Source organism: Halovivax gelatinilyticus (genome assembly GCF_024300625.1).
GTDB classification, from domain to species: Archaea; Halobacteriota; Halobacteria; order Halobacteriales; family Natrialbaceae; genus Halovivax; species Halovivax gelatinilyticus.
Genome location: NZ_CP101322.1, coordinates 291,878 through 305,739 on the forward strand (window position 1 = coordinate 291,878; position 13,862 = coordinate 305,739).

Sequence of the window (13,862 nt, forward strand, 5' to 3'; positions counted from 1 at the left end):
TCAGTTTCCAGGGGCTGGCCGAGTACGCTGGGAACCCGCTCGTACGTAGAGTATCATCTGTCCGAAACGGAGAACGGACTAGACGGAAATGGGCGAAGGGTCGTACACGTGTCGGCGGGTGTCTGTGTATCCCAGCGTAACTCACTCGATTTGCAAGTCTCCGGGAGCGGTATCGGCCCCTGATTCGCCCTCGTCCCACTCTAGTTCGAATTCGATGCTCAACTCATCGGGCGAACCGTCCTCGTACTCCCGTTCGGCTTTGATCTCGAACGTCGGCTGTGCTGGCGGATCCATCGTGATGGATTCGTCACCCGACGAAACCGTGACCGGCTCGCCGCTGTCGAGCGAATCGGCGACGTTACGAAGCGCTGCGGCAATGTCCGTACGATCCATTCGTCGCTCGAATTTGAACAAGACCTCTTCAGGCATACACGTAGTTAGCGCTCGACCGCCTTGGCTATATCGATGCGTCCGATCGGTATCGCGGTTGACGGAGCTATTCAGCCTCGATCTTACGCTCACGGTCGTGGCCAGAACTACACAGCGAAACAACAGTACTGATCGAATCGAGAACGATAGAACCAAGACCAGGCCACCAAAGTGGTGTACAAGGACCTGGCTGGGCACGCACGATGGAGCGTTGAAGTGAATCAGGAGCGTTCCCAAATAGATAAGTGCACCCGGCCAACATCGTCCGACAATAACACCCGATAAATCGAGGTGAACACAATTTACGCCGAACTATTGACTCCGATGCTGCAGACGCGTGTTGACGTGTTCGAGTTGATCTTCCTGGTCTTTCTCGGACTCGGGACACTCGTCGGTATCGTCGTCGTCTCGTACATCATGTACAACGCGTACAAGTACCGAGACGCCGACGGGATCGACGACCCCTACGCAGACGACCGTCCAGTACTCGGAGAGTTACCGGTCGGTGGACAGGGCGGAAAGAAACTATTCCTCTCGTTCGGTCTCAGCGCGATCATCGTCGTCTCGCTGATCATCTGGACGTACGGTATGCTGTTGTACGTCGAAGACGGCCCGGACGAGCTCGAAGGAGACGACCACGTACAGATCGACGTCGAAGCTGAGGCGTTCTTGTTCACGTACAATTACGATTACGAAGACACCGAGTTCACCGTGATTGACGAACTCGTCATCCCTGAAGGCGAACCGGTGGAGGTGAACGTAACCGCGACCGACGTCTGGCACACGTTCGGCATTTCACAGGAACGCGTGAAAGCCGACGCAATTCCGGGCGAGTACCACAACACCTGGTTCGTCGCGGACGATGCAGGGGTCTACGAGAACGCCGTCGAGTGTTTCGAACTCTGTGGGGACGGTCACAGCGGAATGCAACACGACCTCGTCGTGATCGACGCCGACCTCTTCGACGCGGTCGTCGAAGCGGACGCGATGAGCGAGTTCAGAAGTGCACTCGGCGCCGACGAACTCTCTATTGACTCGACGCCAGACGAGTTTGAGGCGTACATGGACGCCCAGGAAGAAGATGACGAAGACGATGATGGCGAAGAAAACGATGGCGACGAAGAAGAGAACAACGACACCGACGAGGAGGATGAGGACGAATGAGTGACCTTCCACCCAAGCGATCGCTCAAGCGGTGGCTGGTGACGACCAATCACAAGGACGTCGGTATCCTCTATCTCACCACCTCGCTCGTGTTCTTACTGCTGGGCGGGATTCTCGCCCTGATCTTTCGGGCTCACCTCTGGGAATCCGGAGGTACCGGGCTTCTCAGCGGAAACGAATTCAACCAGTCGGTGACGACGCACGGCCTGGTCATGGTCTTCTGGTTCCTCTCACCGATCGCCACCGGCTTTGCGAACTACTTAGTCCCGCTGCAGATCGGGGCAAAAGACCTGGCGTTCCCCCGCCTGAACGCACTCAGCTACTGGTTGTACCTGTTTTCGGGCGTCTTGCTGTTCATCTCGTTCTTCCAGGGCGGCTCCTGGAGCGGCGGGTGGACTATCTACGCTCCGCTGAACGTACCGATGTACACGCCAGGGGCCGTAATTGAGGCCTCGGTCGGCGGGACGATGGCGATCATCGCACTGATGATGTTCGTCATCTCGATCACGATGGGTACGATCAACTTCCTGACGACGATCCACCGCCAGCGGGCCGAAGGACTCGGCCTCTGGAACATGCCGCTTTTCACCTGGTCGTGGCTCCTGACGGTGTGGATGATGCTCTTTGCGTTCGCGGCCCTGTTCGCGGCGCTCATCATGCTCACGATCGATCGCGTCATGCTCACGCAGTACTTCGCGACCGACCAGGGGTCCGGATTGCTCTGGGCACACCTCTTCTGGTTCTTCGGTCACCCGGAGGTCTACATCGTCTTCTTCCCCGCGCTCGGGATCATGTTCGAGACGTTCCAGACCTTCTGCGGTCGCCGACTCGTCGGCCGGAAGTGGGTCATCATCTCGATGATCCTCGTGGCCGTCCAGTCGTTCCTCGTCTGGATGCACCACATGTTCTTGACCACGATCAACCTCGAGGTCAAGACACTGTTCATGGCGACGACGATCGGGATCTCGCTGCCGTTCGACCTGATGGTGTTCGCGCTAATCTACACCATGGTCAAAGGACGGGTACGGTTTACCACGCCGTTCCTGTTTAGCCTCGGTGCACTCGTCCTGTTCATCCTCGGCGGTATTACGGGGGTCTTCCTCGGCGCCGTCGTGCTGGACTACGAGTTCCGCGGCACCTACTGGGTCGTCGCTCACTTCCACTACGTGATGGTCTCGGGCGTCACCGCACTCGTCGGCGGTCTCTACTACTGGTGGCCGAAGATCTCGGGTCGAATGTACCACGAGTTTACGGGTAAGCTCCACTTCGCCGCCTACTTCATCGGGTTCAACCTGCTCTACTTCCCGATGTTTCTCACCTGGGAGACGCCGCGACGCGTCTTCCACTACAGCGGGGGCGATCTCATCTGGCACCAGATGGCCACGATCGGGGCGTTCGTCTTCGGATTCTCGTTCCTGATCATGTTCGCCAACTTCGCCTGGAGTCTGATCTGGGGGCCGAAGGCGCCCGACAACCCGTGGAAGTACTCGCGGACCGCAGAGTGGGCGATCCCCTCGCCACCGCCGCTCGACAACTGGCCGGGTCGTCCGAGCTACGCCTCCGGTACACTGGAGTTCGTCGAGGAGACGAGCGCCCACCCCGCCGGCGCGGCGACGGATGGCGGAACGGCGGCCACCGACGGCGGAACAGCGACCGTCGACGCGACCGTCTCGGAATCGACCGGGGCTAGCGGTGACGAACACGCCCACGAGGGCGAGCACGCCGATCACGCGAGTATCTGGCCGTTCATGATCGGGCTGGGGACGTTCATCATGTTCCTCGGCATGTCCGGCATGACTGGCGTCGTCGTCGAACTCATGAGCGATCAGATCGCAGCGCATCTCGGGACGGAAGACGTCTCGTCGAACGTCAATGCCGATCAGATCCTCGGATTCGCCGACATGAACTACGTCTATCTCACCTTCTTCCTGGGTGGGATCGGGTTCCTCTCGTACTCCCTATTCATGTTCGGGAAAGAGCAGTTCAACGCACCCGAGATGGAAGTCGCCGAGCGCTGGCCGTTCGAAGGCGTCGGCAACACGAAGTTCGGCGTCTGGGTGTTCCTCGCGTCTGACGTCATCGTCTTCGGTGCCGTCATCGGCGCCTACCTGTTCATGCGTATCTGGGCCGGCTGGTTCACGTTCGAACCGATTCCGGACTACACCTGGGCGGGTCTACTCAACACCTACATCCTGCTCACTTCGAGCTTCACCGTCATCCTCGCGCTCGTGATGGCCGAACGCTCGAACAAGAAGGGGCTGATGGCCTGTCTCGGCGCGACCATCATGCTCGGACTCGCGTTCATGGCCGTCAAGGCCTGGGAGTGGGGCGGCAAGTTCGCCCAGGGCGACTACTGGTTCAGCGGCCTCGAGTACTCGCTGTACTACGTCACGACCGGCCTGCACGCTCTGCACGTCATCTTCGGGCTGCTCGTCGGTGGCTTCATGCTCTACCGCATCTACACGATCGACGCCTACCTCGAAGACGAACGGCCGGTGGAATTCTTCGGGCTCTACTGGCACTTCGTCGACATCGTGTGGGTCATCCTCTTCCCACTGTTCTACCTGATGTAAGACCGGCATTCTCCGGTCTCTTTCTCGCTGCGACTCGCTTCGATCCGACGATTCGTTGGGGCGAGGAGAAATCCGTCGTACGAACCGACTGGCGAGCGACGCCGTTCGACGAGAAGTCTGCCCGAACTGGATGATTCGTCGAGTCGATAAACGGTCGATTCCAGTGAGTCGTATGCCCCGACGAACCGCATGAGGAAGCTATAAGTGACCGCCTCACCGAGTCACTTTCAATGACGAGCGTCAAAACCTACACGATCATCTACGTGATCCTGTTGGCGCTGGGGACCGGCAAGTTCCTGTTCTTCACCTTCGACTTTGGCTATGCGACCGCAATGGGTGGAACAATGTTGCTGGCAGTGATCAAGTCACTGCTCATCGCCGGCTACTACCAGCACCTGGTCGACGAACCGAGATCGATCTCCTACATGATGCTAGTGGCCGTCTTCATGGTCTTCCTGCTCGTGATCGCCGCAGGGTACTCGATTCAATAACCCCGGCCGTCACCGTCTCGAGAAACCGTTTGCGTACTCGGATCCGTTTTGATCATTCTCGGATCCGATTCGCTCTCACTTCCAATTCATCCGTCTAGCGCCGCTCACGTAACCGGATCCGGAGTGTGACGTCGATCCGTTTCGAGGATGTCAATCCGCTGTGGAGCATGGCAGAGACGAGTGAGCGGTCTAGCGTCGAGACTGGCCGGGCGCAACGAGGGACGCTCTCTGGTGTGAGATTCGTGTTACTCAGCACCCGGTGCGTGTCTGAGTGACGCTACGGCTGGAAAAGAACCGAACCCGGATCGGCGACACCGCGGTCGGATTCTTCGGTCTCAGCACGCGTTCGAACCGACTCAGGATCGAATCGGTTTCTGTCCATATTTGGTTTCAATCCGGCTCGTTCGATGACCTCGAGATCAGCGGCTGCTGACTGCCCCTCCGTCGTCAGGTAGTCGCCGATCAATAAGCCGTCAGCACCGGTGCGAAATGGACGGGTTGTTCGTCTACATCCAGCATCACCTCGCGTCCCCCGGTCAACCGCACCGTCGCGCTGGGGTGTAACAACCGATACACCGCGATCGTCGCGAGTAGTTCCTCGGTCGTGATCGCCGGCGAATCGCCGAACCGATTGCCCAGGGGCGTTCCGGGAATGGGATTGAGCACGTTCACCGGAAATGACGAAATTCCAATCTCCTGGAGCGCAACGGCTGCGTCGACTCGGTCGGTCGGAGACACGCCCATCCCGAGGATCACGCCGGCACAGAGATCCATGCCGGCGGCCTTGGCGACCTCGAGCGTATGTACCCTGTCTTTGAAGGAGTGAGTGGCCACTACCTCGGGGAAGAATCGCCGCGAGGTCTCGATGTTGTGATTGTAGTGATTGACGCCCTCCTCGGCGAGTGTTGTTGCTTCTTCCTGCGTCCAAGATCCCGAGCGAAGCGTCCACCTCCAGCGCAGTCTCGTCGCGAACGAGCCGGATCGATCGCAGTACCTGCGCCCACTCGTCCGGTCGCGTTTCTTTCGAGACACCCTTTTCAGCGACGACGATCCCGAATCGTTGTGCGCCATCGCGCTCGGCGCGCCTGGCTGCCTCGAGAACCGAGTCAGGTTCGAGAAAGTCGTAGGTCTCGATCCCGGTATCGAAATGGACGGATTGAGCGCAAAATTCACAATCCTCGGCACAATTCCCGGCCTTCGCGTTGACGATCGAGCACACGTCGACGGTGTCGTCGCCGAAGTGTGCCCGGACGTCGTTCGCAGCTGCGGCGAGTTCGTCGACCGGCTGTGCGATCAATGCGAGTCCGTCACGCCGATCCAACTGCTCGCCCGAGAGGACGCGATCGACCGCCTCGTCGATCGTCCGGTTACCTGTTTCGTAAACTATTTTGAACGCTGCGTTTGCGAAAGTATAATACCCCCGATAATCGTCGATAAAAAGGACTCGTCGCAAGACCGAACGGAGCGACAGACCCGACGAACCAGCTCCAGAGACGACTGTACGAACGAACCGATGTGAGTCGAGAGAATAATCGAACGGAAAATACGCAGAGTGAGCAGAGGCTACTCCTTGCCGAACATCTGGCGCATCATCGGGTGCATCTCCATCATCTGCTCTTCGGCGATCTCCTCGTAGAGCTTGTACGTGATGGAGACGGCCAGCAGCAGGCCGGTTCCCGTGACCGCGCCGATGGTTCCGAGCATGTTCGCCCAGACGGCGAGCAGACCGACGAGCGCACCGCCGATGACGGTCACCTGCGGGATGTAGCGCTCCATGACCTTCTCGACGACGCCGACGTTCTGTCTGAACCCGGGGATCTGCATCCCGGAGTTCTGGATCTGCTTTGCCGTGGCGTCCGGACCCATGCCCGTCGTCTCGACCCAGAAGATCGCGAAGATGGCCCCACCGATCACCATGAAAGTGAGGTCGACGCTGAGTCGAAGGAGTACCTGCCAGGCCTCCTGGGTGACGCCGGCTTCCCACCACATCCAGTCGTCGGGCGAGTAGATCGGCGCGGTGTAGTAGAAGAAGCCGCCGACGGGCTCGCCGTCGCTGTAGGTTCCGAGGGCGGAGGGAAGGGTCGTTTGACTGTCAGCGATCCGTCCCATGAACTGAATGTTCGCCTGCAGCGCGCGAACGAGGATCATGGGCAGGACGCTCGCGTAGATGAGCTTGACCGGGAACCGACCCCGGGCCCCCTTCACCCGCGAGTGACTGAGCGGAATCTCGACGCGGACGGATTCCGCGTAGACGACGATCGCGAAGATCAGTAGCGTCGTCAGTAACGCGAGGATCATCCCCTCGGAGACCAGCAACGTGTAGAGACCGTCGCCGCCGACGATCGAACCGATCTGGATCTCGCCGGTCAGGATCAACCACCAGTTGTAGAAGAATCCGTCTCCCTGTTCGAGCGAGAGGAATCCGGCGACGAGCATCTGGCTCACGCCGGCGACGATGAACAGTCCGACACCGCTGCCGACGCCCCACTTGCTCACGACCTCGTCCATGTAGAGGATCAACACCCCGCCGATGAAGATCTGTAAGAACATGATCGTCTGGACGCCGGTCTGTCCGAACGTCAGACTGCCCAGGACGAGCTCCTGAGCGGGTGGAAGAAAGCCTTCACCGGCAAAGACCATCGGCGCCGCCGTCAACGCCGTCATCACGATGACGAGCAGCTTCTGCAGACCCTGGTAGAGAACCTGATCCCGCGGGTCGTTCGTATCGAGTCCGAGCAGGTTCGCCCCGCCGAGCAGCTGCAAGACAATGCTGGCGGTGACGATCGGCCCGATACCGACCTGCAAGACCGACCCCTGTTCACCCGCGAGAATCGCGCGGAACTCACCGAAGAGGTCGTCACCACCCTCGGCCATTCCGAGGAGCGTGATGTTAGTCAAGAAGAAATACAGTACCAGGATCGCCCCGGTCCACATTAGCTTTCGCTTGAAGGGAACGTGTCCCTCCGGTCTGCGGACCGTGGGCATGCGCGTCAAAACCGGTTCAGCGGCTTCCTTCCAGCCCATATCTTAGTCCTCTGTGTTTTCGTCGTCGGTCTCGGCTTCCTCGGCGGCCGCGATGGCACGCTCTGTGAGCGTTGCCGTCCCGCCTGCGGCTTCGATCTTCTCGCGTGCGGTCTCCGAGAAGGCGTCCGCCGTTACCTCGAGCGCGTCGTGTACCTGACCCGAGCCAAGTACCTTCACGACGTCAACCTCGTGACCGTCCTCGACGACGTCACGGGCGTCGATCGCGAAGCCGTCGTCGGTCTCTTCGGCGAGACCCTCGGCGGCGTAGAGGATCGCATCCTCGTCGAGCGTCCGAACGTCGATCTCTTCGACCGCCGGTCGGGCGTCCTGTGGACGCTTGAAGCCGTGTTTGTGCTTCGGTTCGTAGTTGTGGAACTCGTGTTTGGATCTGCCCGCGCGACCGCGTCCGCCCCGGTGGCCGGCACCACGTCGATTCTTGTGCGTGCCGCCGCCGTGGGTTCGCGAACCTCGCTGGCGTCGTTTTTTACTCGTCATGGTTAGCGCATCGATTCTAGCAGGTCGTTAATCTGCTCCGTTGTATGCTTTCCGAGTTGGCCCCCTTCTCCCGTCGGTTTCTTGATACCGGCGTGGCCACCGCGTGGCGGGTGGAGCCGAAGCGTCGGGGAGAGACCCTCGTCGCGAAGCGTCGTTTCGCCGTCGATCAGTGCCTCCGCCAGCGCTTCGAAGTCGTCGTAGTCGGTGTGCTCGGCGAGCCACGCCTCGTCGACGTCCGACTGGCGCCCCTCCTGGGGTTCGGCTCGCTTCTCGAGGACGAGTGCGAGTACGTCCGCGCTGGGTTCGCCGTAGGCGACGTAGTCGTGAACCTTCGTGATCATTCCGCGATAGGCGTCCGTGTCCGGGACGATCGTCGCGTGGTTGACCTCGGGAACGTTCAACATCGCTAGCGTGTCGTCGACGGCATCCGACCGGTCGACTTCGCCACGGAGCTGAACGATAGCCTTCATCGTTCTGCCACCTCAGCTTCCTCGCCGCTCGACTGGCGAGCGGGCATGCGAGATTTCGAGGCGTTCTCGAGTGCGTTGAACGTCGCCTTCGCGAGGTTCACCGTCGTCCGAGTGTTTCCGTGACTTCGGGTCCAGGCGTTCTCGATTCCGGCGAGTTCGAGCACCGCGCGAACGGTGTCGCTCGCGGCCAGTCCGAGCCCTTCCGGTGCTGGGATGAGTTCGACCTCGACCGAGCCAGCCTTGCCGCTGGTCCGATGGGTCAGCGAGTGTGGGCGATCCGATCGATCCTCCCACGAACCCGATCCACGGGGCACCTCCAGCATGTTCAGCTTCGCGATCCCGATCGCCTTCTGGATCGCAGAGCCGACCTGGTCGTCACGGCCTTCGGCGTAGCCAACGAAGCCGTTCTGGTCGCCGACGACGACCACGCAGCGGAACTTCACCCGCCGACCGGAGTCAGTCATCCGCTGGACCATGTTGATATCGAGCACTTCGTCCGACAGCCCCGGAAGGAGCTGATCGACGATTTCGGGTTCCTTCAGCGGGAGCCCGGAGTTGAGCGCCGCCGACATCGAGTCGATCTCGCCCTCCTGTACTTTTCGTCCCAATCTCGTGACGGGTTCCCACCCGTCGTCGTAGCCGTTACTCATTGATGATCGCCTCTCGTACCGTATCGAAGTGTTCCGGCAGGTCGGCCGCGTCGAAGTCGCCGCCGTACAGCGGCTCGTCGCGCGACTCCGCGAACTCGGCGATGTGTTCGCCGCGGGTTCGCGACCAGTCTGCGAGAACGTCGTCGTTGTGCGGTATCTCGAGACCGGCGTCGATCGCACCCTCCTGCACTGCGAACACCTTGCTACCGGGCGTCGCCGTGTTGAGACCGATGTCGAGGACCGCCTCCTCGACACCCGCCTCGACGGCGCGCGTGCCGGCCAGCAGGCCGGTTAGATACGCCGCCGGCAGGTTGCTCGTCGGCGCTTCCCAGCCGTACTCGGCCAGATCGCTCGAGTGTGCGCTTGCGTGTGTTTCGTCGCCCTGGGGTCCGGGAGTGATCAGCTGCGCCCTGGTGTGTGCGTTGCTCGTTCGCGCAACGAGGCGGGGCTTGCCCGATTTCAACAGGCGCAACCTCTGATGGTAGTCCGTACGGACCTCCCGGCGACGTCGCATCGGTACCTTATATCGTGGTCCTGTTGCCATTAGTCGTCACCGTATTCATTTTCGATGTAGGTCAGCATGTAGCGGACGCTGCGGAACTCGCCACCACCGGCCTTCCGGTAGAGTTCGCGGTACTCGGTGGGCGTGAGCTCACCCGAGTCGCGGAGTTCGCGCAGCTTGCGTCGCTGAGCCCGAATTTGATTTCGCCACTGTTCTTTCTCGTTCTGACGGGCGCCCTTCTTGCCCTTGCGCTTGCCCGGACCCTTCCGGTGTCCGTAGGCGCGCTTGGCGTTTCGTTCGCGGGCGCGTCCGCGAGAGTTACCGCGAGCGACCTCGGCACGAATCGTGCCGTCGTCGACGAGTTCGCGGATCTCCTCTCTCGTGATCGCCTGGGCGATCTCGCTCTGGGCGTCGGGGTCGAGCCAGATACGGTTCTTGCCGACGTCCAGTACGTCGGCCGCCAGTCGTTTCTGTGCGCTCAGGTCCGTCATTCGTCTACCTCCACTTCGACGTAGGTCGGATTCAGGACGCGAATGTCGGCGTCCTCGGCCAGTTCTTCGATGCGTTCGCGCTTTCTGCCGCCAACCGACGAGGCGATTCGGACGGCTTCGGTGTCACCGTCGACACCCTCCAGGTCGTCCGGGTTTTCGACGTACACTTCGTCGAAGCCGCTCGGGTGCTTGCCTCGAATGGCCGTCGGCGTTCGGTAGCCGGACTGAACCTTCGGGCCCTTGCCCTTGATACCGCGGCGCTGCTTCGAGAGTCCACCGCGCGGTCGACGCCAGGATTCCGGCGTCCGCTTTTTCTTGTGGTAATCCTGCCGGTTGAACTGGGGCTTACCCTCAGTGTGTCGCTGTTCGAGTAACCGAGCCTCCTCGTCCGTGAGCGTCGGCTCTTTGTCGACCAGACCACGCGGACGCAGTTCCGTCTCGACGTCTTCTGCCTCCGGCTCCGGCTCGGCCTCGTCTTCGATTTCGGCTTCGGCTTCCTCGTCGACTTCGAGATCGCCGACGTCCGCCTTGATACGAGCGGCGAGTGCCATACCGATGCCGTCGACGTCGGCGAGGGCGTCCTGAGACGCTTCCTTGACGTCGTCGACGGTCTCGAAGCCGGCATCGCGCAGCGCATCGGCTTTGCTCGCACCGACGCCGGAGATGTCCTCCAAACCCTCCGGGGCGTCGGCATCGGTCGAGTCGTCGTCCGCCTCGGTCTCGTCGACCGACTCTGCAACGTCTTCGTCGACCGATTCTTCGACATCTTCGCCGGCGCCGTCCGGCTCGTCTATCGATTCTTCGACACCGTCTTCCGGTTCATCGTCTGCCATAATCAGGCACCTCCTTTGGTCGGCTTGGCGGTGATGTAGACGCCGTCCTGGAAGACGCGCGTGTCCTTCCCGCTAACGCGGGTCAACTGTTCTATGTCGGCCGCCGTCTGGCCGACGTCTTCCTTGTTCGGCCCCGAGAGCGTGATGGCCTCGCCATCGACGCTGACCTCGGTATCGCCGTGGATGGTCGTTCGTCGCGGTGCTTTCTCGCCGAGGAAGTTCTCGATGACGACCTCGTCGCCCTGAACGGAGACCTGCATCGGGAAGTGAGAGTAAAAGACTTCCATCTCGTACTCCCAGCCCTCGGTCACTCCGTGGAAGGCGTTTCGAACGTGGCTCTCGAACGTACCGACGGTCGCCGTCGTTTTGGCGTCGTCGCGGTCGCTCTCGATGACCACCGTGTCGTCGTCGACATCGACGGTGACGTTCGGGTACCAGAGGCGGCGGGTGACCGTCCCCTCCGGGCCGTCGATCGTCACGTCGAGGTGGTCGACCTCGGCGGATACGTCGTCGGGTATGGTGAGTGTTGTACGTGCCATTGTTCTAGTAGACGTACGCGATCACCTGGCCCCCGATGCCGCGCTCGCGAGCCTCGTAGTGGCTCATGATGCCCTCGCTCGTCGTGACGACGAGCGTGCCGAAGTCCCGAGCGGGGAGAAACCGTTTCTCCCACTTCTCGAACTCGTCGGCACCGGCGCTGTAGCGTGGCTTGACGGGGCCGCACTCGTTGATCGCTCCGTTCAATTCGACCTCGAACCGACCGGCTTTACCGTCGTCGACGAACTCGAATCCGTCGACGTACCCGTGGTCGTAGAAGACCTCGAGTACCTGACCGATCACGTTCGAGGCGGGTGATACCTCGTGGCTCAGATGGCCAACTCCCTCGGCGTTATCGATCCCCGAGAGCGCGTTACTGAGTGGGTCGTTCCCTGTCATCTGTACTTCTTGAATCCCATGTCGCGAGCGATCTCCCGGAAACACTGTCGGCAAAGATTGATATCGTACTTGCCGACGAGGCCCTGGTTGCGGCCACAGCGCTGACAGGACACTCGCTGTCCCGTCCGCTTTGCAGCGTGCTCGCCAGTTTGTTCGTTCTCACTTTCACTCATCGTCTACCTCCACGTCGAAGTTCGCCTCGAGGAACGGAATCGCGTCCTCGGGCGTCAATCGGTGATTCGACGGGACCGACCGCGTGGTCTGTTCGCGCTTTGCGATTCGATAGCCCGGTCGAACCATGTTGACGGTAACGTCCAGGCCGTAGATCCCGATGTTGGGATCGTACTCCTGGCTCGGGAACTCCGTGTGCTCGGCGATACCGAAGCTGAAGTTGCCCGTCTCGTCGAACTGGTTCGCCGAGAGATCGGCGATCTCGAGTGCACGCGCCAGGAACTCGTCGGCGGCGTCACCGCGCAGGGTGACCTTCGTGCCGATCGGCTCGCCCTGACGAATGCCAAACTCCGGTTCGGTCGCCGAGGCGAGCGTCCGGATGCTCGTCTGACCGGTGATGTCCTCGATGATGTCCTCGGCGTCCGCCAGTTCGCGGCCACCGCGACCGACGCCCATGTGGACGACAACTTTCTCGACGCGCGGTTCGCGCATCGCGTGAAAGTCCTCGGCCGTCTCGGCGTCGCTCATTCGTCATCACCTTCGTCTTCCGAGTCAGCGGCCCCTCCCTCGATGAAGTTCTCGTCGATCACGACGACGTACTCCTCGACGGTCTCGAACGGTTCGTCCGTCGCGGCCTCGTCGACCGGGTCGACCCGGACGATGTTCGAGCCGCTTCCGAGCGTGACGTCGATCTCGGCGACTTCGCCGACTTTGCCGGCGTGGTTGCCGCGAACGGCCGTCACGAGCGCGCCCTCCTCGTACGGGAAGTGGGCGACGACCTCCTTCGACTCGTTGTCGACGACGATCGAATCGTTCGCGCTGTAGGTCGCCTCGTCCTCGACGGTCACGTTGGTGCCGTCGTGAAGCGAGAGCTGAGTCACCCCGCCGGTGACCTGGCGCTTGCCTTCGACCTTCCCCAGGCGGCTCTCGGCCGAGTCCGCGTCGATCGCGGTCAGCGTCAGGCGGCCACCCTCGTCGGGGAAGATGCGGTAGTACTCGTCTCGATCGGGAAATGCGAGGATATCGAACATCCCGATCGGCCGTTCTTCGTCGTTGATCTCGTCACCGTTTACGAGCACCGCGTCCGTCGAGAGCGCGTATCGCGCTTCCTTCCGGCTGTCGGCGTATCCGAGGACGTCCCGCAGCAAGATGAGCAGCGGAACGCCGTCCTCGCCGTGTGGGCCCGCCCCGGCCTTCACCGTGAAGGTGGCGGTCTTTCGCTCGACCGGCCAGGATTTCGGTACCGAGAGTCGTTTCTGGTGTCGTGTCATTCGCTATCACCCTCGTCTTCGAGTCGCGATTCGCGTCGGTCGTCGCTCAGGTCGAGGTTCGTGATGCGGACGTTCGACGCGTCGAGCGGGCGCGGCACTTCCTCGCCGTCTGCCGTCTCGACCGTGACGCCCTCGACGTTGATGACGCCGTCGCGAAGCGAAACTCTGAGCACTTCACCCTCCGTTCCGGCGTGGTCGCCGCGCATCACTTCGACCGTGTCGCCGGCGTTGACGCGCGTTCGACGCGTGCCGTACTCCTCGCGGAGTTCGTCGGAGAGCGTCGCGTGCAACTGCACGCCTCGCTGGTGTAGCGGTGCGTGCGTCGTCGTGTTTCGTTGATTGCGTGGTTGTTTGCTCATGGT

Annotated in this window: 17 protein-coding genes and 1 pseudogene; 3 read left to right on the forward strand and 15 right to left on the reverse strand. The window is 61.3% G+C overall.

What is annotated here, in order from left to right; genetic code table 11:
- Window positions 1-141: 141 nt before the first annotated feature.
- Window positions 142-429: an amphi-Trp domain-containing protein gene (locus NKH31_RS01350; protein WP_254863338.1), complete on the reverse strand. Its 288-nt coding sequence runs from the start codon at window positions 427-429 to the stop codon at window positions 142-144.
- Between the two features lie 324 nt (window positions 430-753).
- Between NKH31_RS01350 and coxB the strand changes: the two genes are divergently transcribed.
- The 3 genes from coxB to NKH31_RS01365 all read left to right on the forward strand — a co-directional run bounded on the left by coxB (window position 754) and on the right by NKH31_RS01365 (window position 4,657).
- Window positions 754-1,593 (forward strand): cytochrome c oxidase subunit II, encoded by an 840-nt coding sequence (coxB, locus tag NKH31_RS01355; RefSeq protein WP_254863339.1) that lies wholly within the window; start codon window positions 754-756, stop codon window positions 1,591-1,593.
- Window positions 1,590-4,166 (forward strand): cbb3-type cytochrome c oxidase subunit I, encoded by a 2,577-nt coding sequence (locus tag NKH31_RS01360; RefSeq protein ID WP_254863340.1) that lies wholly within the window; start codon window positions 1,590-1,592, stop codon window positions 4,164-4,166. The genes coxB and NKH31_RS01360 overlap by 4 nt, the downstream gene beginning before the upstream one ends.
- Before the next feature lie 230 nt (window positions 4,167-4,396).
- Window positions 4,397-4,657 (forward strand): cytochrome C oxidase subunit IV family protein, encoded by a 261-nt coding sequence (locus tag NKH31_RS01365; RefSeq protein ID WP_254863342.1) that lies wholly within the window; start codon window positions 4,397-4,399, stop codon window positions 4,655-4,657.
- A gap of 277 nt (window positions 4,658-4,934) precedes the next feature.
- On the opposite strand, the pseudogene bioB reads toward NKH31_RS01365, so the two are convergent.
- The 14 genes and pseudogenes from bioB to rplX form a co-directional block, all read right to left on the reverse strand.
- A pseudogene (gene bioB / locus NKH31_RS01370) lies at window positions 4,935-6,044 on the reverse strand (biotin synthase BioB).
- 176 nt (window positions 6,045-6,220) lie between these two features.
- Window positions 6,221-7,681, reverse strand: coding sequence for a preprotein translocase subunit SecY (secY, locus tag NKH31_RS01375; RefSeq protein WP_254863343.1), 1,461 nt, complete (start codon window positions 7,679-7,681; stop codon window positions 6,221-6,223).
- Window positions 7,682-7,684: 3 nt separating this feature from the next.
- The gene (locus NKH31_RS01380; protein ID WP_254863344.1) at window positions 7,685-8,176 is read right to left on the reverse strand and encodes an uL15m family ribosomal protein; all 492 of its coding nucleotides are present in this window, start codon (window positions 8,174-8,176) and stop codon (window positions 7,685-7,687) included.
- Window positions 8,177-8,178: 2 nt separating this feature from the next.
- The gene (locus NKH31_RS01385; protein ID WP_254863345.1) at window positions 8,179-8,646 is read right to left on the reverse strand and encodes a 50S ribosomal protein L30; all 468 of its coding nucleotides are present in this window, start codon (window positions 8,644-8,646) and stop codon (window positions 8,179-8,181) included.
- Window positions 8,643-9,296, reverse strand: a complete 654-nt coding sequence (locus NKH31_RS01390) for a 30S ribosomal protein S5 (protein WP_254863346.1) — start codon at window positions 9,294-9,296, stop codon at window positions 8,643-8,645. The genes NKH31_RS01385 and NKH31_RS01390 overlap by 4 nt, the downstream gene beginning before the upstream one ends.
- Window positions 9,289-9,840 (reverse strand): 50S ribosomal protein L18, encoded by a 552-nt coding sequence (locus NKH31_RS01395; RefSeq protein ID WP_254863347.1) that lies wholly within the window; start codon window positions 9,838-9,840, stop codon window positions 9,289-9,291. Before NKH31_RS01395 ends, NKH31_RS01390 begins: the two co-directional genes overlap by 8 nt.
- Window positions 9,840-10,289, reverse strand: a complete 450-nt coding sequence (locus tag NKH31_RS01400; RefSeq protein ID WP_254863348.1) for a 50S ribosomal protein L19e — start codon at window positions 10,287-10,289, stop codon at window positions 9,840-9,842. Before NKH31_RS01400 ends, NKH31_RS01395 begins: the two co-directional genes overlap by 1 nt.
- Window positions 10,286-11,122 (reverse strand): 50S ribosomal protein L32e, encoded by an 837-nt coding sequence (locus NKH31_RS01405; RefSeq protein ID WP_254863349.1) that lies wholly within the window; start codon window positions 11,120-11,122, stop codon window positions 10,286-10,288. Before NKH31_RS01405 ends, NKH31_RS01400 begins: the two co-directional genes overlap by 4 nt.
- Before the next feature lie 2 nt (window positions 11,123-11,124).
- Window positions 11,125-11,661: a 50S ribosomal protein L6 gene (locus NKH31_RS01410; protein ID WP_254863350.1), complete on the reverse strand. Its 537-nt coding sequence runs from the start codon at window positions 11,659-11,661 to the stop codon at window positions 11,125-11,127.
- 4 nt (window positions 11,662-11,665) lie between these two features.
- On the reverse strand, window positions 11,666-12,058 hold the full coding sequence (locus tag NKH31_RS01415; protein ID WP_254863351.1) for a 30S ribosomal protein S8: 393 nt from the start codon (window positions 12,056-12,058) through the stop codon (window positions 11,666-11,668).
- Window positions 12,055-12,231 carry a 30S ribosomal protein S14 gene (locus tag NKH31_RS01420; protein WP_254863352.1) on the reverse strand — a complete coding sequence of 59 codons (177 nt, stop codon included), beginning with the start codon at window positions 12,229-12,231 and terminating at the stop codon, window positions 12,055-12,057. Before NKH31_RS01420 ends, NKH31_RS01415 begins: the two co-directional genes overlap by 4 nt.
- A complete protein-coding gene (locus NKH31_RS01425; protein WP_254863353.1) occupies window positions 12,224-12,757 on the reverse strand; it encodes a 50S ribosomal protein L5 in 534 nt (177 codons plus the stop codon). The genes NKH31_RS01420 and NKH31_RS01425 overlap by 8 nt, the downstream gene beginning before the upstream one ends.
- Window positions 12,754-13,500 carry a 30S ribosomal protein S4e gene (locus NKH31_RS01430; protein ID WP_254863355.1) on the reverse strand — a complete coding sequence of 249 codons (747 nt, stop codon included), beginning with the start codon at window positions 13,498-13,500 and terminating at the stop codon, window positions 12,754-12,756. The genes NKH31_RS01425 and NKH31_RS01430 overlap by 4 nt, the downstream gene beginning before the upstream one ends.
- Window positions 13,497-13,859: a 50S ribosomal protein L24 gene (gene rplX, locus NKH31_RS01435; protein ID WP_254863356.1), complete on the reverse strand. Its 363-nt coding sequence runs from the start codon at window positions 13,857-13,859 to the stop codon at window positions 13,497-13,499. The genes NKH31_RS01430 and rplX overlap by 4 nt, the downstream gene beginning before the upstream one ends.
- Window positions 13,860-13,862 lie beyond the last annotated feature (3 nt).